Annotated in this window: 16 protein-coding genes; 9 read left to right on the forward strand and 7 right to left on the reverse strand. The window is 45.5% G+C overall.

Annotated features, from left to right (window positions below; all coding sequences use genetic code 11):
- Positions 1 to 4: 4 nt before the first annotated feature.
- Positions 5 to 1,522 carry an anthranilate synthase component I gene (trpE, locus tag KW060_RS08710; protein WP_249034428.1) on the forward strand — a complete coding sequence of 506 codons (1,518 nt, stop codon included), beginning with the start codon at positions 5 to 7 and terminating at the stop codon, positions 1,520 to 1,522.
- Between the two features lie 357 nt (positions 1,523 to 1,879).
- Positions 1,880 to 3,244, forward strand: a complete 1,365-nt coding sequence (locus tag KW060_RS08715; protein ID WP_249034429.1) for an MBL fold metallo-hydrolase — start codon at positions 1,880 to 1,882, stop codon at positions 3,242 to 3,244.
- 105 nt (positions 3,245 to 3,349) lie between these two features.
- On the opposite strand, the gene KW060_RS08720 is transcribed toward KW060_RS08715, so the two are convergent.
- The 3 genes from KW060_RS08720 to KW060_RS08730 form a co-directional block, all read right to left on the reverse strand.
- Positions 3,350 to 6,613, reverse strand: a complete 3,264-nt coding sequence (locus KW060_RS08720) for a VPS10 domain-containing protein (protein WP_249034430.1) — start codon at positions 6,611 to 6,613, stop codon at positions 3,350 to 3,352.
- A 138-nt stretch (positions 6,614 to 6,751) separates the two neighbouring features.
- Positions 6,752 to 7,216 carry a YaiI/YqxD family protein gene (locus KW060_RS08725; RefSeq protein ID WP_249034431.1) on the reverse strand — a complete coding sequence of 155 codons (465 nt, stop codon included), beginning with the start codon at positions 7,214 to 7,216 and terminating at the stop codon, positions 6,752 to 6,754.
- Positions 7,217 to 7,229: 13 nt separating this feature from the next.
- On the reverse strand, positions 7,230 to 8,429 hold the full coding sequence (locus KW060_RS08730; RefSeq protein ID WP_249034432.1) for a PAS domain-containing sensor histidine kinase: 1,200 nt from the start codon (positions 8,427 to 8,429) through the stop codon (positions 7,230 to 7,232).
- Positions 8,430 to 8,716: 287 nt separating this feature from the next.
- Here KW060_RS08730 and KW060_RS08735 point away from each other — a divergent pair, with 287 nt between their 5' ends.
- Both KW060_RS08735 and KW060_RS08740 read left to right on the forward strand, forming a co-directional pair.
- On the forward strand, positions 8,717 to 9,199 hold the full coding sequence (locus tag KW060_RS08735; protein WP_249034433.1) for a tetratricopeptide repeat protein: 483 nt from the start codon (positions 8,717 to 8,719) through the stop codon (positions 9,197 to 9,199).
- Between the two features lie 88 nt (positions 9,200 to 9,287).
- On the forward strand, positions 9,288 to 10,103 hold the full coding sequence (locus KW060_RS08740; protein ID WP_249034434.1) for a universal stress protein: 816 nt from the start codon (positions 9,288 to 9,290) through the stop codon (positions 10,101 to 10,103).
- A gap of 60 nt (positions 10,104 to 10,163) precedes the next feature.
- Here the strand turns inward: KW060_RS08740 and ndk are convergent, their stop codons facing one another.
- Complete coding sequence (gene ndk / locus KW060_RS08745; RefSeq protein ID WP_249034435.1) at positions 10,164 to 10,586, reverse strand: nucleoside-diphosphate kinase; 423 nt, start codon at positions 10,584 to 10,586, stop codon at positions 10,164 to 10,166.
- 117 nt (positions 10,587 to 10,703) lie between these two features.
- Between ndk and KW060_RS08750 the strand changes: the two genes are divergently transcribed.
- Positions 10,704 to 12,566 (forward strand): ABC-F family ATP-binding cassette domain-containing protein, encoded by a 1,863-nt coding sequence (locus KW060_RS08750; protein WP_249034436.1) that lies wholly within the window; start codon positions 10,704 to 10,706, stop codon positions 12,564 to 12,566.
- Here the strand turns inward: KW060_RS08750 and KW060_RS08755 are convergent.
- From KW060_RS08755 to KW060_RS08765, 3 genes are all read right to left on the reverse strand, one after another.
- On the reverse strand, positions 12,556 to 13,305 hold the full coding sequence (locus KW060_RS08755) for an alpha/beta hydrolase (RefSeq protein ID WP_249034437.1): 750 nt from the start codon (positions 13,303 to 13,305) through the stop codon (positions 12,556 to 12,558). The two genes, KW060_RS08750 and KW060_RS08755, sit on opposite strands and share 11 nt — an antisense overlap.
- Positions 13,306 to 13,376: 71 nt before the next feature.
- Positions 13,377 to 13,823: a DNA polymerase III subunit chi gene (locus KW060_RS08760; RefSeq protein WP_249034438.1), complete on the reverse strand. Its 447-nt coding sequence runs from the start codon at positions 13,821 to 13,823 to the stop codon at positions 13,377 to 13,379.
- A gap of 20 nt (positions 13,824 to 13,843) precedes the next feature.
- A complete protein-coding gene (locus KW060_RS08765; protein ID WP_249034439.1) occupies positions 13,844 to 15,325 on the reverse strand; it encodes a leucyl aminopeptidase in 1,482 nt (493 codons plus the stop codon).
- A gap of 158 nt (positions 15,326 to 15,483) precedes the next feature.
- On the opposite strand from KW060_RS08765, the gene KW060_RS08770 reads away from it, so the two are divergent.
- The 4 genes from KW060_RS08770 (at position 15,484) to rsmA (ending at position 20,988) form a co-directional block, all read left to right on the forward strand.
- Positions 15,484 to 17,679 (forward strand): LPS-assembly protein LptD, encoded by a 2,196-nt coding sequence (locus tag KW060_RS08770; RefSeq protein ID WP_249034440.1) that lies wholly within the window; start codon positions 15,484 to 15,486, stop codon positions 17,677 to 17,679.
- A gap of 110 nt (positions 17,680 to 17,789) precedes the next feature.
- The gene (locus KW060_RS08775) at positions 17,790 to 19,088 is read left to right on the forward strand and encodes a peptidylprolyl isomerase (RefSeq protein ID WP_249034441.1); all 1,299 of its coding nucleotides are present in this window, start codon (positions 17,790 to 17,792) and stop codon (positions 19,086 to 19,088) included.
- Between the two features lie 17 nt (positions 19,089 to 19,105).
- Complete coding sequence (gene pdxA, locus KW060_RS08780) at positions 19,106 to 20,143, forward strand: 4-hydroxythreonine-4-phosphate dehydrogenase PdxA (protein ID WP_249034442.1); 1,038 nt, start codon at positions 19,106 to 19,108, stop codon at positions 20,141 to 20,143.
- Between the two features lie 2 nt (positions 20,144 to 20,145).
- Positions 20,146 to 20,988 (forward strand): 16S rRNA (adenine(1518)-N(6)/adenine(1519)-N(6))-dimethyltransferase RsmA, encoded by an 843-nt coding sequence (rsmA, locus tag KW060_RS08785; protein ID WP_249034443.1) that lies wholly within the window; start codon positions 20,146 to 20,148, stop codon positions 20,986 to 20,988.
- Positions 20,989 to 21,000 lie beyond the last annotated feature (12 nt).

Genomic DNA, 21,000 nt, shown 5'->3' on the forward strand with positions numbered 1-21,000 from the left:
CGTCATGACCACTTTTCCCGAAAAGTCCGATTTCCTGAAATCCTATAACGCGGGAAAAGCGGCCGTGGTATGGACAACCATGGTCGCCGATCTTGAAACATCGGTCAGCGCGTATTTAAAACTCGCGGAAGGCGAAGAATACGCAAGCCTGCTTGAATCGGTTGAAGGCGGCGCCATTCGTGGCCGTTATACCTTTATCGGCCTTAAGCCGGACATTATGTGGCGCGCAGAAGCCAATAAGGCCGAAATTAACCGCCGTGCCCTTTCCGGTGTTCGGGATGAGGATTTTACCCCTTGTGAAAAAGGGGCGCTGGATAGCCTGCGTGACCTGTTCGCGGAAAGCCTGATTGACTTACCCGAAGGAATGCCACCAAGTGCCGCTGGTCTGATCGGTTATATGGGTTATGATTGTGTGCGTCTGATGGAATCATTACCGGAAAGCAAACCAGACGTGATCGGCACACCCGACAGCATGTTTATGCGCCCGACCATTATGGTCGTGTTTGATAGCGTGACGGACCTGATCACCATTGTGACGCCAGTTCGCCCGGATGATAGCGTTGACGGTGAGACCGCCTATATGCGTGCGGAAGAACGCCTGAACGACATTATCGCGAGACTGGGCCAACCACTGGCCGGACAGCGAACAGATAATCAAGACATTCATTTTGAAGAGCCAACATCAAACACAAGCCACGCTGAATTTGAAAAAATGGTGGCACGCGCCAAAGAATATATCGCCGCAGGGGATATTTTCCAGGTGGTGTTAAGCCAGCGTTTCAGCATGCCGTTTGATTTGCCGCCCTTTTCATTATACCGCGCGTTACGCCGCACCAACCCGTCACCATTTTTATATTATCTAAAATTCGGTGATTTTTCCATTGTCGGCTCAAGCCCGGAAATCCTTGTGCGCTTGCGTGATGACGAAGTGACCATCAGACCAATTGCCGGAACCCGCCCCCGTGGTAAGGACGCCGCCGGTGACCGCGCCAATGCAAAAGACCTGCTTGCCGATCCAAAGGAAATCGCAGAACATTTAATGCTGCTGGACCTTGGCCGTAATGATGTGGGGCGCGTCAGTAAAGTTGGCACGGTGAATGTCACCGATAAAATGATCATCGAATATTATTCCCATGTGATGCATATCGTTTCAAACGTCACGGGTGAAATTGCACCCGAATATGATGCGCTTAAGGCCCTCGCCGCTGGGTTCCCCGCCGGAACCGTGTCCGGCGCACCAAAGGTCCGCGCCATGGAAATCATCGATGAACTGGAAAAAGAAAAGCGTGGCATTTACGCGGGCGCCGTGGGCTATTTTTCCGCCGACGGCAGCATGGACACCTGTATCGTCCTAAGAACCGCCATCGTTAAAGACGGCACCATGTACGTCCAAGCCGGCGCCGGCGTCGTCGCCGATAGCAACTGGGAAAGCGAATACCAAGAATGCCAACATAAAGCGAGAGCACTCGTGAGAGCAGCTGAAGAAGCCGTACAGTTCGCGGAACTTGGTAGCGGACAGTAGTTTCCTCCACAGTCGTCATTCCGGACTTGATCCGGAATCCACGGAATCCTATCAATGGATAGATTTATTTTGTTTTGAAATGGATTACCCGATCAAGTCGGGTAATGACAACATTTGTGGGAGGGTGGGTTATACCAACTCTTACCCGTCATTCCGGACCCGTAGCGCAGCGAAGGAATTGATCCGGAATCCATCTTGATAACTGAAAAATCTATTTTGATTAGAAATGGATTCCGGATCAAGTCCGGAATGACCGTGTGTTGGTATGGTTGTTCCAGAATTTGTTTAAAATACCCGCGTGACATCCCCGTTCTTTTCTGTTTAAACTAATCAAAACAAACAATAAAAAGAATGACGATGAAGCTTACCTTTCTTGGTGCGACGGGCACGGTTACTGGGTCGAAATATTTACTGGAATATGGTGGTAAAAAGCTGCTGATTGATTGCGGGCTTTTTCAGGGGTTCAAGGAACTGCGCCTGCGCAACCGTGCGGGGTTGCCGATTGATCCGGCGGATATTGACGCTGTGATACTGACCCATGCCCATATTGATCATTCGGGTTATGTGCCATTACTTGTTAAAAACGGCTTTACCGGCCCCATTTACGCCAGTGCGGCAACCATGGACCTGTGTAAAATATTGCTGCCCGATAGCGGCTACCTGCAGGAGGAAGACGCGAGACGCGCAAACCGATACGGATACACCCGCCACAGCCCCGCCATGCCATTATACACACAGGAAGACGCGGAAATTTCGCTTGAAAATTTCAAACCCGTAGATTTTGGCAGTCCCGTTTATATTCAGGACGATTTACATTTTACCCTGTCCCGCGCCGGGCATATATTGGGCGCCAGTTTTATTTCATTAAAGGCGGGCAATAAAACCATTACATTTTCCGGTGATCTTGGGCGCGCGGGCGACGCGTTAATGCATGATCCGGCGGCGCTGAATAATACGGATTATCTTTTAATCGAAAGCACATATGGCGACAGGCTTCACGCGGAAACGGACCCGGCGGAAAAATTCGGTGAGGTCATCCGCAAAACCGCGGCCCGTGGTGGAACGGTGTTAATTCCCACCTTTGCCGTGGGGCGTGCGCAAACCATACTTTATCATTTAAAAAAATTAACCGAGGCAAAGAAAATTCCCGCCATCCCAATTTTTATGGATAGCCCAATGGCATTAAACGCCACCAATTTGATGTGCCGCCATAAATCGGAACACAGGCTTTCCGAAAGTTATTGTGCGGATGTGTGTAACATTGCCGCCTATACCCGCACGCGTGAGGATTCAAAAGCATTAAACGCCAATTCAATGCCAAAGGTCATCATATCCGCAAGCGGCATGTTAACGGGTGGCCGTGTGCTTCATCATTTAAAAGATTTAATGGGTGATCCGAAAAATACGGTCCTATTCACCGGATTTCAAGCGGGCGGCACCCGCGGCGAAGCCATGCTGGACGGTGAAGACATGATTAAAATCCACGGCCATATGCATAAGGTACGTGCCGATGTGGAACTGGTGGAAAATCTGTCGGCCCATGCCGATAAAGATGAAATTATAACCTGGCTTAAAAATTTCCGTAAAGCCCCCGCAAAAACATTCATCACCCACGGTGAACCATCATCAAGCGCGGCGCTTAGAAAAGCGATTATTGATGAGCTGGGCTGGAACGCGAAAGATTTGATCATTCCTGAATATGAGCAGGTTGAGATGCTTTAAGCATTCCCCCTCACCGTCATACTCGGGCTTGTCCCGAGTATCTCTTGTCCAAGCTATGAGACCCTCGGAACAAGTCCGAGGGTGACAAAGGTTAGGTTTATTTAATTAATCACCATTCCACTGCGGAACGCCGCGGCCTGGTGTCCATGGGGCGTTGGCAGCTTCCATTTGGTTATGCAGGTCGCGTAACGGGCCATTCACAAGTGTGTTTAATTTTTGATGCACATCTGTGAATTTTTCCGCCGCAATCCTATAACTGTCACGGTGGTTTGTTGATGGATCGCTGCTTGAGCTCCAGAATGAACCGACAATGCGGCTGATGCGTGACAGGATCGATGGCGCACGTTGGATGTTCATATCCGATAACATCTGATCATTTATCAGTGTGATCTTTAATGCTGCCAATTCAATTTCCATTTCACGCAGCGACGCAAACATGCCCGCCGTTGCATTTGGTGTTTCAAGCATTGCTTTTTCAAGGTACTTAAGCTGTTCTTCAACATCATTCACCACACGGGCGGAACCAAGGGCCGCGCGCTGTAATTTACGCACATCACGTTGGAATGCCTGTAAGCCCGCCGGATCATTCGCCGGAAGCGCTTTATTATTCAGTGGGTAAAGCGCAAAGCCTTCCGAACCGGTCAGCGATGTTTCAACACCATCCTGATATTTCACAAGTGACACTGAATATGTACCCGGCAATACCATGTCGCCGTATGGGCCAATGCCCCAACGGTTTTCGCTCGCATCACCTAGTCTTGTTGGCTCAAGCCCCGGATAACGACCGTTCCAACTGATACGGTGAAGACCGGCTGAACTGTTCCCCTTAACACGGGCAACGATATTGCCTGACGCGTCACGCACAACAAGGAACACTTGCGGTTTCTTTTGCAGTGCTTCTGCGCGTAATGTCGCCATATCAGGGTATGACGTTGAACCGCCCGCCGTTGTTGTTTCAAGGTCGGCAGCAACACGGCGTTCTTTGTCGGTCTTCATGCTTTCTGATAAATGATACGTAAAGACTGCACCAACCGGTGGGTTCGGCGCGGAATAGTATGCATGACCCTGTGTACCGTTACGGCCCCAAACAAGTCTTTCTTTTTCGATATAAAGTGGCGCATCCTTCACCGGGTAAAGGCTTGCTGCATCCGCAATGCGTTCATCATCCATATGACGCAGCGGATCAATATTATCCAGCACAAAGAAACCACGGCCGAATGTTCCGGCGACAAGATCACTTTCATCTTCTTGAATGGTGATATCCTGGAACGCGATTGTCGGCACGTTTCCTTTTAATCTTACCCAGTCATCACCACCATTAACCGATGTCCAAAGACCAAGTTCCGTACCCACAAAAAGTAATTCCGGATCAACATGATCCTGAATGATGGTCCAGACCGTATGACGTTCCGGCAGGTTTGATGCGATTGATGTCCAGCGGCGACCACGGTCCGTACTTTTTAAAACATATGGGGTAAAATCACCGCTTTTATAATGGTTAAAGGTAATATAAACCGTGTCGGCATCATGTTTATCTGCCATCACGTCAGAAACATATGCATATTCCGGCACACCTGGGAATTCTTCAATTTTACGCCAGCTTTCACCGCCGTTATCAGAAACCTGCAATAATCCGTCATCGGTACCCGCATATAAAAGTCCCGCGACAACCGGGGATTCATCGAATGCAACGATTTGGCCCCAGCGTGAACTTGCCGAATTTTTATGAAGTGCTTCCGGCCCCCAAACGCGGTCCATAATTGGTAATGTGTTACGGTCAATACCACGACTTAAATCATCACTGATCCTTTTCCATGTGCTACCGTAATCATCACTGACGAACAGGTAATTACCCGCAAAATAAAGACGTTTACCGTCATGCGGGCTGATTAATATTGGTGCATTCCAGTGCCATTTAAATGGTGGTAGCCCCTCTTCCTGTTGCGGTTGAATATTTTGTACTTCGCCGCTTGCCTTATCAAAACGAACAAGGTTTCCGTATTGCGATTGCGTATAGACGATATTTTCATTATCCGGATCAATTTCAACACCGAAACCGTCACCGCCGATGGTGTTAAACCAATCCGCATTGGTGATACCGTTATAATTGATGGTACGGCTTGGGCCGCCTTGTGTGGCGTTATCCTGCGTGCCGCCATAAATGTTATAGAACGGCTTTGCATTATCCACAGCAACGCGGTAAAACTGCGCCAGCGGTAAGTTATCAATATAATTCCATGTTTTTGAATGGTCCCAGCTTTGATATAAACCGCCATCAGTACCAAGCAGCATGTAATTCGGATCTTTTGGATCAAGATAGATGAAATGATGATCCGAATGGATATGTTCCCAGCTTAAATCATGCCATGTTGCACCGCCATCATCGGTATAACGGGTGTTGAAATCCACCGAATAAACACGGTCAAAACGGCTTGGGTCCACGAATATTTCTGTGTAATACTGCGGGTCAACGTTAAGTTCGTTGCTCATTCTGTTCCAGCTTTCACCGCCATCGCTTGAACGGAAAAAAACGCTTTGGCTACCTGCGGAAATCATGGCGTAAAGTACGTTGCGGTCCTGCGGTGAAATGTTAAGGCCAATACGTCCCACATTACCAGTCGGCAGGCCTTTCATAATTTTTTTCCATGTTTTACCGCCGTCCGTGGATTTATATGCTGCTGATTCCGGGCCGCCCGCAACAAGACGCGCCACATGGCGACGACGTTGATAGGATGACGCATAAATCGTATCAGGATCGCTGTCATGGAACACCACATCTGAAATACCGGTGTGTTCGCTGATCTCAAGGATCAGTTCCCAATTTTCACCGCCATCAGTGGTTTTATAAAGACCGCGTTCACCGCCCTTATCCCAAAGCGGACCTTGTGCGGCCACATAAACAACATCGCTGTCACGCGGGTCGATCAGGATTTTACCAATATGCTCGGATGTATGAAGTCCCATGTTGGTCCAGCTTTTACCGGCATCAAGGCTTTTATAAACGCCATTACCCATACCGACCGCGCGCTGCGCATTATTTTCCCCTGTGCCCAGCCAGATGACATTGGAATTATCAGGATCGATTGTCACATAACCCGTTGAATATGCTTCATAATCATCGAAAATCGGTGTCCATGTTGTACCGGAATTTACCGTTTTCCATAATCCACCGGATGCCACAGCCACATACCATGTGCTTGTGTCATTCTGGTCAACCGCCACATGTGAAATACGCCCGGACATAAACCCAGGACCAAGGTTTCTAAGTTCTAACCCTGACAGTGTATCTTCATCGATTGAAATTTCCGCGGCCGCCTGTCCCGTGACAGAAATCATCGCGCACATAATCATCAGCAATGTTTTTTTCATAACATCTCCCCTTTAAAGTCTTCCCAAGAATGGATCGTATATTTTATACAATTAACTGTACAGAATGATATTAAAGGAGACAACCGAAAAAACGGCGTCGGCCATCATTGAATGTAATTGTTTTCAGGATTTGAACAATTATTTATTCTTTTGAACCAAACGTTCGAGCGCCTGCAGGAAATTTGAACGGTCTTGTTTGGTGAACGCCGCATTATAATGACCGCGAATTTGGCCTTGTTTGCCCTCACCCATTTCGCGCTGTTCTGCGCGAATATCACGCACCGCAAGGGCGACACCGATATTATCGTTGGTAAATTCCTTACCCGTTGGCCCAATGACAAGCGCATTTTTCTTAAGACACCTATCCGCAAGCGGAATATCAGCCGTAATGGCGATATCCTTTTCACCAATTTGTTCCGCGATCCAGTTATCGGCTTCATCCGCGCCTTCTGATACGACGATTTTTTGCACCAAAGGCCCAACGTCCATGCGCATCCATTGATTGCTCACCAAAAAAACTTGCGCTTCATGACGGTACGCCACACGCAGCACTTCGTCTTTAACCGGACAGGCATCGGCATCAACATAAATGGAAAGTGTCATTCTTTTCGCCAGGTTAGTATTCTTTTCGCTCGCTTATAGGGCAAAGGATCGGAAAAGTCACGGTTGCAATCGTGCCGATATGTTCCTGGCTTTCGAACATCAACGTTCCACCATGGGCATCAACCAATGATTTCACAATCGAAAGACCAAGCCCTGTGCCGGGTGCGGCGATCATGGCTTCTTCCTGACCGCGGAAAAACGGATTGGTGATTTTTCTTAAATCTTTTTCCGGGATGCCGATCCCTTCGTCACAGACTTTAATCACCATATGATCTCTTCTGTGGGACGCCTTGATGAGAACAGCACTTTTTTCGGTGGAAAATTTAATCGCATTTGAAATCAGGTTATTTAAAACCTGTTTTAATGAACGCCTGTCGGCGAATAATTCCGGCAGATCTTCTTCGATATCAAGATTGATTTCCACCTCGCGGCGCTGGGCGATGACCTTTAACGAACTGACGCAACGTTGAATAAAAACATCAACATCGATCATTTCTTTCGTAAGTATGCGTTTGTCGGCCTCGATTTCTGAAATATCAAGCACATCATTAATCAAATCCAACAGATGATGACCGCTTTCATAAATATCGGCAATATAATCCCTATATCGGTCATTACCGATTTTACCAAAGCTTTCGGATTTAATAATTTCAGAAAAGCCAATGATAGCGTTCAGTGGCGTTCTGAATTCGTGGGACATGGTCGCAAGGAAATTGGATTTCACATTGTTGGCGCGTTCCGCCATAAATTTTGCTTCTTCAAGGGCGATATAAGCTTCATATTGATCAGTGACGTCACGGGAAACGGCAACAGCCTCGATAATTTCACCGCTCTTCTCACTATTATATATGGGGGCGCAATGTTGGCTCATGCGGCGCTTACTACCACGAAGTCCGGTTATATTAAATTCAACATCGGTGGTTTTACCGGCATAGGCATCATCAATGCTTTTCTTAAAAACACTGTGGTATTCCTCGTCGACAACACCAAATAGGTCTGCACCGCGCACTTCGTCCATATGATAGCAATCGATCATTTCAAGACCGGCCAGGTTCATATCAACAAGTTTATAATCACGGCTGACGATTTTTACACAGTCAGGCTGACTGTCAACAATGGCCCTAAGGCGTGCTGCGTCGTTACGATACCCCAACAAGTCTTGCTTGGCATACGGTAACCAGTTTTCATCTTTAATCGAATATTGGCGTGCCATATTAGCTATTTTTTCCCAAACCTCTCATAACTTCCGTCGCTATATTGAAGAGAGAGGTACAAATTGACAAGTATTATTTGTCGTTATATTAAAAAAAGCGAATATTCCTCCATGCCGGAATTTTTTATAATTCCTTTCGGCCCCGAAACTATTTTACAGATAATAAAAACTTGAACAGTAATTGTTATTCTACCTAATTTTAGTCAAATTTTCAAGTTATGAAAAAAACTTGTGATCCTGATCATTTATATTTAAGAATAATCGCAAGATTTAAGGACATTATTATCATGAAAAATATCGCCGTTTTTGCAATCACTGCCGCACTTTCATTTTCTGCTTACGCACAAGCACCAAGCGCGGAAGACATTAACAAATCTGTCGCCGAAGAAGACAAAGCAAAAATCGCCATGATGAAAAATGATCTGGAAACCGCATATGTTCATATGAAAAATGCAGCGCAACTTGATCCAACCAATTCAACATTTTTCAATAGCGTCGCATACCTCGCCATGAAAAACGGTGAACCGGAAAAGGCCATTGAATTTCTGGAAAATGCCAAAAAACTGGATCAGGATAGTTTCGGTGAAGGTCATCCAAATGTCGCTGCAGTGATAAACAACATGGCATCCGTATACAGCAGCATGGGAAATCATGACAAGGCCGTCGAACATTACCAGCAAGCATATGACATGGTTGCGGCCGCCCTTGGTGAAAAACACCCACAAGCCGAAAACATTAAAAACCTGCTTGAAAATGAAAAAGCGAAATAACGCTTAACGGGTTAAACTTAACCCAAATCAAGGACAATTTCTGGTCATTTGTATAGAATCCACCTATAGTAATTCTTAGGAGGAAGACATGTACAAGACAATCTTACTTCCCGTTGAGGGGGTCGAACAATCAGCACCATGTGAAAAAATGGCGTTAAGGATTGGGCGTGATTTTTCATCACATATCAAAGGATTAAGGATCGTACCAACACTACAATCCTTGCAAGCAATCACGGAACATCATTATCTGACATATGATGTCTATGAACAGATTTTGGAAAATCAAGCCGAAGAGTTAAGACGTGATAAGGAAGCATTCATAAGAACACTTGATCAAGTGCCGCTTGAATATGAATGGATCGAGGAAGAAGGCGATTTCCTTTCCCATTTAAAGGCGCACGCGCGAACGGCCGACCTTGCGATTGTGCCACAAGGATCAGATGAACTTGGTGATGTGATGGGCGACATACCGTCATTCATTCTTGATTGCGGCATACCGACGCTCGCGGTTCCCAAAGTCGCGAGAGAGGATACATTCGCAGAGAATATCTTCATCGCATGGAACGGCGGCAAGGAAAGCATCAGGGCCGTACATGGCGCCATGCCATTGCTGAAAAAAGCAGCGAATGTAACGGTGTTATCGATCGCAGAAGAAAAAAAGGATGAAATCGTCACCGCGGATGTGTGTAAATATCTTGCTCATCATGATGTAAATGTGAAAGGCATGACGGAAGGTTTACATTATGACCCGGGTGCAAAGCTTATGGAAATATGTCTTGAAAATAATGCGGACTTGATTGTCGCTGGTGCCTGGGCACATACAAGGCTTGCGGAACTGATATATGGCGGTGTGACAAAAACACTGTTTAACAATCAGGAAATACCGGTGCTATTCGCCCATTAGCCATAAAAAAAAGCCGCCTGCACATCTGCAAGCGGCTTTTCAAATACATTATATCTCTAATTAACCAACGATTTCTGAATCGTTGAAGAAATATTCGATTTCGATTTTTGCATTTTCAAGGCTGTCTGAACCGTGAACTGAGTTTTCACCGATGTCCAGTGCGTATGTTTTACGGATTGTGCCTTCGTCTGCTTCTGCTGGATTTGTTGCGCCCATGATTTCACGGTTACGTGCAACAGCATCTTCACCTTCAAGAACCTGAACAACAACTGGTTCTGACATCATGAACTCAACTAGTTCACCGAAGAATGGACGCTCTTTATGTACAGCGTAGAAGCCTTCAGCTTTTTCACGAGTAAGGTGAACACGCTTGCTTGCGACAACACGAAGACCACCGTCTTCAAGCATTTTTGTGATTGCGCCTGTTAGGTTGCGTTTTGTTGCATCAGGCTTGATGATTGAAAATGTACGTTGTAGTGCCATTTTTTATTCCTTGAAAAAGTTTTACCAATAATTGCGCGCCTTATAGTGGGTATTTCGCCAAACTTCAATGTTTTTTTAGTGATTGTTTTTTTAAGGTGATCTGTTAAAACCCCATGCATGTTACAAATTACCGACCTCACATACCGAATTGCCGGAAAATTGATCCTTGATAAGGCCAGTGTCACTGTTCCTGCGGGACACAAGGTTGGTATTGTCGGGCGCAATGGTGCTGGTAAAACCACGCTTTATAAATTGATCCTTGGGGAACTGGAAAGTGACGACGGTAATATCCGTATCCAGAAGAACGCCCGCATTGGACAAGTGGCCCAAGAAGCACCCGGCGGCCCGGAAACACTGCTTGAAACGGTGCTCGCGGCAGATAAGGAATTAAACGCCCTTCATAGTGAAGCCGAAACATGTGATGATCCGCACCGAATTGCGGAAATTCATGAACGATTACAGGATATTGGCGCCTATGATGCCGAGGCCCGCGCAGCAAGCATTCTATCGGGACTTGGGTTTAATGACGATGCACAACGAAGAGCATGCAGCGAATTTTCCGGTGGTTGGCGCATGCGTGTGGCCCTTGCCTGCACATTATTCACACGCCCTGATTTATTGTTACTCGATGAGCCAACAAACTATCTTGATCTCGAAGGCGTGCTATGGCTTGAAAATTTCATCAGGAATTACCCATACACCATTCTGATCATCAGCCATGACCGTGACTTACTTAACAGTTCCACAAGCAGCATTGTCCATCTTGAACAACGAAGCCTTAGTTTTTATGGCGGTAATTTCGATAAATTTGAAAAAACATACCGAGAGCAACGGGAACTTCAACGCGCGGCCATAAAAAAGCAAACTGCCGAACGCGAACATATTCAAAAATATATCGACCGTTTCCGTTATAAAGCCAGTAAGGCAAAACAGGCCCAAAGCCGTATTAAAATGCTGGAAAAGATGGAACCGCTCGCGGCCCTCGCCGAAGAACATACCGTTCAGTTTAATTTTCCAAATCCGACGGAGCTGGCACCACCGCTCATCAATATGGAAAAAGCCGCCGTCGGATACGAAGACGGCAAACCGATCCTGAGAAACCTGAACCTGCGTATTGATATGGATGACCGTATTGCGCTGCTTGGGCAAAATGGTAACGGTAAATCCACCTTTGCCAAGCTGATATCGGGCAGATTAGATGCAATGGACGGTACCGTTAAAAGTTCCAGAAAACTGGGCATCGGTTATTTCGCACAACATCAACAGGATGAACTGGATCCAAACGGCACCCCCCTTACCCACCTTGCCCAGTTAATGAAGGGCAAAACCACAACACAAGTCCGCGCAAGACTTGGCGGGTTCGGTTTTGGTGAGGATAAAGCAGATAATAAAATCGCAACCCTTTCCGGTGGTGAAAAAGCGCGCCTTTTATTCGCGCTGATGAGTTTCCATGCACCACAGATGATCATCCTTGATGAACCGACAAACCATCTGGACATGGATAGCAGGCAAGCCCTAATCCATGCCATTAATGATTATGAAGGCGCCGTGATCCTGATCAGCCATGATAGCTATCTGGTTGAGGCCTGCGCAGACCGTATCATGGTCGTTGAAAATGGCGGCGTTAATCCGTTCGATGGTGACATCAACGATTATAAGAAGCTGGTTTTAACCAATAAAGGCGCGAACACGAAAAAAGAGAAAAAAGAAAAACCAGCCAAGCCACCCAAAAAGGCCGATGACGTTCATCTTAAAAAATTAAAAACCGAGCTTGATGCCACAGAAACAGAAGTCGAGAGATTAACGGCTGAGATTAAAAAATATAATCGCGCGCTGAATAATCCAAAACTTTATGATCAAGCCGACCCAAATGCCGCAAAAGCATTACAAAAATTCACAAAAGAAAAAGCCGACCTTGAGAAAGCGTTAGAAATAGCAGAAGAGCGTTGGATGGAACTTGAGGATAAAATCAACGCGTAGCAAAAAATGTTAAAAGCGCATCATCCATCAATGGCCGCCAATTTTCCCAGACGTGATCCTTATTCACCTGAATATAGTTTAAATCATATCCTTTTTCATCAAGCTGTCTTTTAAAGCGGCGCACCGCGCGTCTGTTATCGTTTTCATTGCCGACGCTCATGAACATTTTAAGGGGTAAATGATCCGCTTTTTTATATTCTTCGGTCAGCAATTTTAAGAAATAGCTATTGGCCGGTGAATGCATGGAAATGCCGGAAAATGTGCCATATGCCATAAGTCCGAAACAGGCCGCATTGAAACCACCAAATGAAACACCCTGAATAACACGGTCATCACGGGACTGACTGACCGGATAATTTTGTTCGATTTGCTTTACAAGTTCCGTGACATAAAAGCGTGCATAATTTTCATTGCACCATAGCTCGTCCTTGCGTCTGTTGATTTTAAGATTATCGGGATCACGGGCATCAACAAAAACAGCAACAACCGGCTTCATTTTTCCAGCGGCGATTAATCGGTCCAGTACTTTTACCATGCGGCCATGTTTGATGTAATCATGGCCATCGGTGACATAAATGCTTGGAATGTCATTTAAGTTTTCAATATTTTCTGGGGTATAAACACGGTATTGAATATCATATCCCAGCACATCGCTACTGATACGGAAATTGTCGCTTAAATGCCCCGCGGCAAAAGCGTACGTTTGAAAAAGAAAATATATCAGAAAGTATCTAAACATGGATGCATAGTATCAAATGATGATGCATCCATGAAATAACATTTAAGTGAAGTTATGCGAGAATTATATGATCAGGCTTTCTTGGTCCAACCGCCATTTTCTGTTTGCTGCCAATAGGTAAGATCATAACCACTGTCTTTATACCCTTTCCAGCGTTCACGTGCCTCTTCCACCGCAGTTGGGTTGTTACCATCAAACATTTCAAGCACCCGATTATAACCGGATAATAATTCTGTCGTTGCCCCGTCCGTCAATACAAGCACATCCGCGCTTGCCGGATTATCATCACCCGTGGTGATATATATTGGCTGATCTTCCGGGTATTTTCCCTTTTCCGTATCATGGGCAAGGAAACATTCTTTATCAAATGTCCATAACACCTGATCAATGTCATCCATATGCACGACACTGGGAACCTTGATCACCGCTTTCATATTCGCTTCCCGCACCTTTGATAAAAGTTTGGGAAGCGCAACATGAAGTGGCTGTAATGTCAGATGATAAAAACTGATTTCCATCTTGAATTAATCTTCTTAAATTAATCTTCGAAGTTATTCTGCACCAAACGGTCAAGAAGACGCACGCCATATCCGGTCGCCCCTTTTTCCGCAACATCAGATGGTTTTTGGCGCCATGCTGTGCCCGCGATATCAAGATGCGCCCACGGTGTTTCATTCACAAAACGCTGAAGGAATTGTGCAGCCGTGATACTGCCACCATATTTTCCGCCAATGTTCTTCATATCCGCAATATCAGAATTGATCATTTTATCAAACCCGTCGGTCAGCGGCATACGCCATAATGGCTCGTCCACATCTTTACCGGCTTGATCCAGCATTTCACAAAGTTCGTCACTGTTTGAAAACATGCCTGCGAATTCCTGCCCAAGCGCCACCATCATCGCGCCTGTTAATGTAGCAAGATCAACGATGAATTTTGGCTTATAACGGTCCTGCGTGTACCAAAGACAATCCGCCAGTACAAGACGGCCTTCCGCGTCTGTGTTTAAGACCTCAATGGTTTGACCGGACATGGAACCAACAACATCACCCGGACGCTGCGCTGTGCTGGACGGCATATTTTCAACAAGACCAACAACACCGATAACGTTTGCTTTGGCCTTACGTCCAGCGATTGCCTTCATCGCGCCAACGACGGCGGCACTACCGCCCATGTCGAACTTCATATCCCCCATGCCCGCACCGGGCTTAAGGGAAATACCACCAGTATCAAATGTCACACCCTTACCAACAAATGCAACTGGTGCTTCGTCCGGATTATCAGATCCTTTCCAGTGCATAAGAACCATCAATGATTCACTGGCACTACCCTGCCCAACACCTAGAAGGGATTCCATACCCAAATCTTCCATTGTGTCTTCATCAAGGACCTCTACTTCGATCCCCATGTTGGTCAGTTCTTTAATCTGCGCGGCGTAACTTTCCGGATAAACAACGTTACCCGGTTCCGTCACAAGATCACGGGCCCAGAATACACCATCAGCGACCCTATCCATTGTTTCAAATTTTGCCGCTGCTTCGTCCGCGCCGTGCGTTTGGAATGTGACCTGTTCAACGGATGGTTTTTTGATGTTTTTCTCGGTTGTGAAATATTTATCAAATTTATATGCACGAAGGCGCATACCAAGGGCCGCGCTTTCGGCCATTTTGCCAACAACCACGGTTACATTCTTTTCACCGGAATACATTAATTTCACGATGACTTTGCCGCCGATTTGTTCTGCTTTTAACGGATTTAATTTATCCATTTCACCAAGACCAACCAGCAAAATTCGGCTTGCTGCCACACCAGATGGGGCAATTAATTCAATCATTTGGCCGAAATTACCTTTAAAATCGGTTGCCTCTGCCGCCTTAGTTAATGCGCCGTCTGTTGCCTTATCAAGATCCACAGCTGGTGGGCGGAATTCATATCCGTCATCATTCTTTAGCGAGAATACTACAACGGCCCCGTCGATGTTTGCGTAATCCTTGTCAATTTCGGTGAAGTTTATTTTCATTTTTTGCCTCAATTTCGTCTAGCTTGGCTTTTATAGAAGTTCATTCATTAAAGAGATAAAGTGTGAATTCACGCTTATCAAGTGAAATAGATAACAATATTGTGGATTTTAATTTTATTCGCTGTACCATCGTGAAAAAAATATGTAATTAGGGCCTCATGAACAAAACACTAAAAATATTGGCACTATCTTTTCTGACGTCCAGCGGTCTTTCTGCTGTGGCATCTGCCCAAGAAACAGCAATAGTCCAAAACAGCCAAATTGAATTTGCGGCTGATAAAATTGTGTATGATCAAGACGCCAATGTCATTACCGCAACCGGAAATGTTATTTTACATCAAAACGGTAACCGCCTTAACGCGGAAATGATTACATATAACGCGTCCACGGGCGAGGTTAAAGCAGACGGCGGCATCACCATCACCGAAACAAATGGTAATATCCTTTATATGGAAGATGCCGTGCTTAATGGTGACTTCAAATCGGGCTTTATCAATAACACACGCGTTATTTTTACCGATGGTTCAAGATTAATCGCCCTTAATGGTGAAAGACAGGGTGGTTTAACCGTTCTTAGAAACGCGACCTATAGCCCTTGTGAAATGTGTCTTGAAAGTGGTGATGAAAAACCGACCTGGCATATTAAAGCCGATGAAATAACCCACGATAGTGATGATAAAACAATCCGTTATCAAAACGTAAGGCTGGAAATTGCGGGAATTCCTGTTTTTTATTCCCCCTATTTCGCGCATCCTGACCCAACAGTTCGCGCAAGAACCGGCATATTACCACCAACAAAACTGGGCCGTTCAACGGAACTCGGTGCTTATATCCAAATTCCATATTATTTTGACCTTGGCCAGTCACAGGATTTTACGTTTGAGCCAATCATCACCAGCCGCGAAGGTGTCGTGTTTGCAGGAACCCACCGCAAACATGTTGGTAACGGCATTTTTGAAACAACCGCATCCATTGCCAATGTCAATGAACGTGATAATAACTTTAATAAAACTGGCGACCATGAATTGCGTGGTCATATTTTTTCCAAAGGCGCGTTTGATTTAAACAGTCTGGAAAAATTTGGCGGTGACTGGCAATGGGATTATGCGGTCAATTGGGTATCTGATGATACCTATTTAAGACGTTATTACAATGACCGATCAGACGTGCTGCAAAGCCACGCCAAAATCGAACGGTTCTGGGATAAAAACTATGCGACCGTTGGCACCTATGTTTTTCAGGGCCTAGACGAAGAAGATGACATCAACCTGACGGCGCAAGCATTACCATCATTCGCCATTAACATGAATCAGGACACTGGTTTTTTAAACAGTAAGATCACATTTGACGCAAGCGGCGTACAGGTTTACCGCGCCGAAGGGATGCGCAGCCGCCGTTTCAGCACAAAAGCCGGATGGGAACTTCCGTTTCAATCACGCTTAGGTGATTTTTATAAAATTACCGCAAGTGTCAGAAATGATTTTTATAATAACAGCAACACCGATTTTCCGGACCAAATCCAATATGCCGGCATAGAAGGTGGTCATTCAAGATTTCTGCCAAAACTCGCGTTTGACTGGCGCATGCCATTCTTAAAATCGACCGGCAGCAATAGCCAAGTGTTAGAGCCGATGTTCTCGATTATTGTTGCGCCAACAAAACCGAACCTACCGGAAAATGTTGTTAACTTTTCCAACGAAGACAGCCGCAATTTCGAATTTGATGAAAACAACCTATTCAGCCACAACCGCTTTAACGGTTATGACCGCTGGGAAGGTGGAACGCGCATGAATTATGGCCTTCGTTATAATTTATATACCGATAACGTCAACATGATCGCCACGATCGGTCAAAGCGTGCGCCTTAATAACACCGAAACATTTCCGGTTGGTTCCGGATACGAAGGTAAGGCATCTGACTTTGTAGGACGTGTTGACCTGACGATTGGTGAATATATTGATTATGTCCACAGGTTCAGACTTGATAAAAATTCTTTGGCGCTTAGACGTAATGAAATGCTTTTATCGGGCGGCCCCAAATGGATGAAAGCATCGGTCAGGTATCTTGACCTTGATCTTGAAAATGCCGCAGATCTTATTGGTACAGAGCTTGAAAACAGACGCGAAATCGGTACGGGTCTTAGTGTAAACTTTGATGAAAACTGGTCCGCGCGTGGCTCATGGGTTAAGGATCTTTTGAATGATAAAACCATTTCATATGACGCAGGTATTATTTATCAGGATGACTGCCTTGAATTTGGCCTAACATACGAACGTCGCTTTACCAGTGACCGTGATATCGCCCCGTCAAGCACCGTCCATTTCAGAATTGTGCTTAAAAACCTTGGCGGATAATAATATTTTGGCATAAAATGAACATAATTATAGAACAGAATTTCTTTTCGATATATAAAGGCGTGTTAAAAATTTATATTGAGCAAATTGTCAGGAAATAAAAGAATAGTATGACCATGATTAACTATAAGAAACATATCAGAAATTTACTGATCGCTTCGGCTGGATTTTCATTATTTTCTACACAAAGCTTATTTGCTCAACAACAGGCACAACTTGATGATGTTCAGGAAATTGTTGCCCTTGTTAATGACGATCTTATCAGTGTTTATGATTTAAGACAGCGAGCATTACTGTTAATGCTGTTCAGTGGCCGAACAACTGTTTCCGGTGAGCAACAAGCAATTCTTCAAAACCAAGCCATGAACGCCTTAATCGATGACCATCTTAAGTTACAAGAGGCCAGCGAATATGATGCCGTTATGGACAATGCCCAGTTAGAAGGCGCCTTTGAAAATTATGCTGCGCAAGTCGGCATTACCGGTGAACAACTTGAACAACAGCTTGAACTTGCTGGCATTAAGAAAAGCTCACTATTATTTCAATTGAACGGTACGATATCATGGCAGGGTGTTGTAAACGGCCTTCTTGAGCCACAAGTAAACATCACTGATGACGAAGTGTATAATGCCATTGAAACACTGGAACAAAACCGCGGTAAAGACGAATACCGCGTCAGTGAAATTTTCCTTCTGGTTACAAACAATGAAGCAAGAGAGGAAAGCATTGCAACCGCAAACGCAATCTATCAACAGCTTCAGGCAGAGGCACCATTCAATGCTATGGCACAACAGTTCTCACAGTCATCTACATCGGCCGTTGGCGGTGATATGGGCTGGGTCATGGAAACTGAAATTCCGGTTGAAGTAAGAGATAAAATTCTTTCGATGGAAAAAGGTGAAATTTCTGAACCTGTAATCACTGAAGATGGTATTTATATTCTTCAGGTAACAGACCAAAGAAAAATCCTAACCGTTACAGAAGATGACAACCAAGTGAACCTTGTCACCATGTTTTTTGAACAGGAAGAAGAATCTGAACAGTTCGCTAATGACCTTAATAACAAGCTACAAGCAGCATATGGTGATGAAAATTTCTGCACCAACATCGAAGCGAATGCGGCGAGCATTGGTGGTGGCATCATTGAAACTATCGGCGGAATCAGAGTTGGCGATTTGAACCCTGGTGTTAAAGAACAAATCATACCACTGGATACCAATGAAGGTACCAACGTAATCCGCGAAGAAGGTGGATACAGATCATTTGTTGTATGCGGCAAATCCGTTGCGCAGGAAATGAACCCTGATTTTGATACTATTTTGGATAATATGACACGTACACGTCTTCAGCTTTTTGCAAGACGTCACCTGCGTGACCTTAGAAGAGACGCAATTATCGATTACAGATAATATAAAAGAAGGGTGCCATGGAGGGACAAGAAAACAGACTGCCCATTGCCGTTACCATTGGTGAACCTTCTGGCATTGGCCCTGAAATTATCATAAAAACCTGGTTTAAAAGACGGGAACATAATCTTCCGCCCTTTTTTGTGATCGGAAGCCCCACGTCCATTCAACAGCACGCAAATCAAATCAAGCTGCCAATCCCGATCGAAATCATACAGTCACCAAGCGAATGTTATCAGGTATATAACAAGGCATTACCGGTGATTGATTTGGAACTTGATGGTGAATGCCAATTCGCCGTACCACAAGCAAGTACCGCCCCTATGGTTATTGGTGCCATTGATAAGGCCGTTGATTACATCATCATGGGCCAGGCCCGCGCTATGGTCACAGCCCCAATTCATAAAGCTGCGCTTTACGCGGAAGGGTTTAATTCACCGGGACATACGGAATATCTGGCGGAAAGATGTACATATCATTTACAGGAAGAATTCCATCCCGTTATGATGCTCGCGAGCGAGGAATTATGCGTCGTTCCGCTTACCATTCATGAACCACTTCATAAGGTACCGGAACTTATTAATCATGCGCTTCTTGTGCGCACGATCGGCATCATTCACGATTCTATGAAGAAATATTTCGGTCTTAAAACCCCACGCATCGCGGTAAGCGGTCTTAACCCGCATGCCGGCGAAAATAATTCAATGGGTACAGAAGACAGCCAAATTATATTACCCGCTATACAGGCGCTACAGAATAAAGGGCTTGATATTGTCGGCCCGCTTCCGGCAGATACCATGTTCCATAAAGCGGCCCGCGATAGGTATGATGTCGCCCTTTGTATGTATCATGATCAGGCGCTGATCCCCATTAAAACCATCGATTTTGATGCGGGCGTTAACGTGACACTTGGACTGCCGATTGTAAGAACATCACCCGATCATGGAACCGCGCTGAATATTGCTGGACGCAATGTGGCAAACCCAACCAGCATCATCAATTCCATGAAGCTGGCCGATAGAATGTCCAAATTTTTACCGCAGCAGGAAGAATACTAACCATGTATGATGATGGTTTACCGCCGCTGCGTGATGTGATCAATGAACATGGATTACAAGCCAAAAAATCACTCGGGCAAAATTTTCTAACGGATTTAAATTTAACCGGAAAAATCGCGCGTTCAGCGGGCGATCTTGAAAATTCTATTATTTACGAGGTTGGCCCGGGACCAGGCGCCCTCACCCGTGGGTTACTCATGAACGGTGCAAGCCGTGTTGTCGCCGTTGAAATGGATCATCGATGTATTGACGCCCTTGCAAAAGTGTCGGATGCCTATGATGGCCGCCTTACGGTGCATGAGGGCGATGCCATGCAAATGGATGAAGCATCCCTGATTGGTGACACAGGCGGTAAAGACGTCCATGTCGTTGCCAATCTGCCTTATAATGTGGGAACCGCGTTATTGGTTAAATGGATGACAGGGGAAAACTGGAAACCATGGTTTAAATCATTAACCCTGATGTTCCAGAAAGAGGTGGGCGAACGCATCATCGCAGAGCCACGCACCAAGGCATACGGACGGTTGTCCGTATTATGCCAGTACCGTGCCGATTGCCGTATTCTTTTTGATATTCCAAGGCAGGCCTTTATCCCACCACCCAAGGTAACATCGGCCATCGTTCAAATCATTCCACGTGATGAAGCAGCGGACGCGCCAAAGCAAAAAACACTGGAACGTGTTGTTTCCGCAGCCTTTAACCAGCGCCGAAAAATGTTACGCGCCAGCCTTAAAGGGCTTGGTACCGATCCAATCCCGAAATTAGAAGCTGCAGGCATTAAAGAAACAGCCCGCGCAGAAGAACTTTCAATTGACGATTTCTGCAGACTTGCCAATCAATATTAAATAGGTCAAAAT

The organism is Pseudemcibacter aquimaris, from assembly GCF_028869115.1.
Lineage (GTDB): Bacteria > Pseudomonadota > Alphaproteobacteria > Sphingomonadales > Emcibacteraceae > Pseudemcibacter > Pseudemcibacter aquimaris.

Bases quoted from the DNA above. Each gene is read 5' to 3' on its own strand.
- pdxA (WP_249034442.1), top strand. From the start codon at position 19,106: ATGGAGGGACAAGAAAACAGACTGCCCATTGCCGTTACCATTGGTGAA.
- KW060_RS08725 (WP_249034431.1), bottom strand. From the start codon at position 7,216: ATGACACTTTCCATTTATGTTGATGCCGATGCCTGTCCGGTTAAAGAC.
- KW060_RS08735 (WP_249034433.1), top strand. From the start codon at position 8,717: ATGAAAAATATCGCCGTTTTTGCAATCACTGCCGCACTTTCATTTTCT.
- KW060_RS08720 (WP_249034430.1), bottom strand. From the start codon at position 6,613: ATGAAAAAAACATTGCTGATGATTATGTGCGCGATGATTTCTGTCACG.
- ndk (WP_249034435.1), bottom strand. From the start codon at position 10,586: ATGGCACTACAACGTACATTTTCAATCATCAAGCCTGATGCAACAAAA.
- trpE (WP_249034428.1), top strand. From the start codon at position 5: ATGACCACTTTTCCCGAAAAGTCCGATTTCCTGAAATCCTATAACGCG.
- KW060_RS08765 (WP_249034439.1), bottom strand. From the start codon at position 15,325: ATGAAAATAAACTTCACCGAAATTGACAAGGATTACGCAAACATCGAC.
- KW060_RS08755 (WP_249034437.1), bottom strand. From the start codon at position 13,305: ATGTTTAGATACTTTCTGATATATTTTCTTTTTCAAACGTACGCTTTT.
- KW060_RS08730 (WP_249034432.1), bottom strand. From the start codon at position 8,429: ATGGCACGCCAATATTCGATTAAAGATGAAAACTGGTTACCGTATGCC.
- KW060_RS08760 (WP_249034438.1), bottom strand. From the start codon at position 13,823: ATGGAAATCAGTTTTTATCATCTGACATTACAGCCACTTCATGTTGCG.
- KW060_RS08715 (WP_249034429.1), top strand. From the start codon at position 1,880: ATGAAGCTTACCTTTCTTGGTGCGACGGGCACGGTTACTGGGTCGAAA.
- KW060_RS08750 (WP_249034436.1), top strand. From the start codon at position 10,704: ATGTTACAAATTACCGACCTCACATACCGAATTGCCGGAAAATTGATC.
- rsmA (WP_249034443.1), top strand. From the start codon at position 20,146: ATGTATGATGATGGTTTACCGCCGCTGCGTGATGTGATCAATGAACAT.
- KW060_RS08770 (WP_249034440.1), top strand. From the start codon at position 15,484: ATGAACAAAACACTAAAAATATTGGCACTATCTTTTCTGACGTCCAGC.
- KW060_RS08775 (WP_249034441.1), top strand. From the start codon at position 17,790: ATGACCATGATTAACTATAAGAAACATATCAGAAATTTACTGATCGCT.
- KW060_RS08740 (WP_249034434.1), top strand. From the start codon at position 9,288: ATGTACAAGACAATCTTACTTCCCGTTGAGGGGGTCGAACAATCAGCA.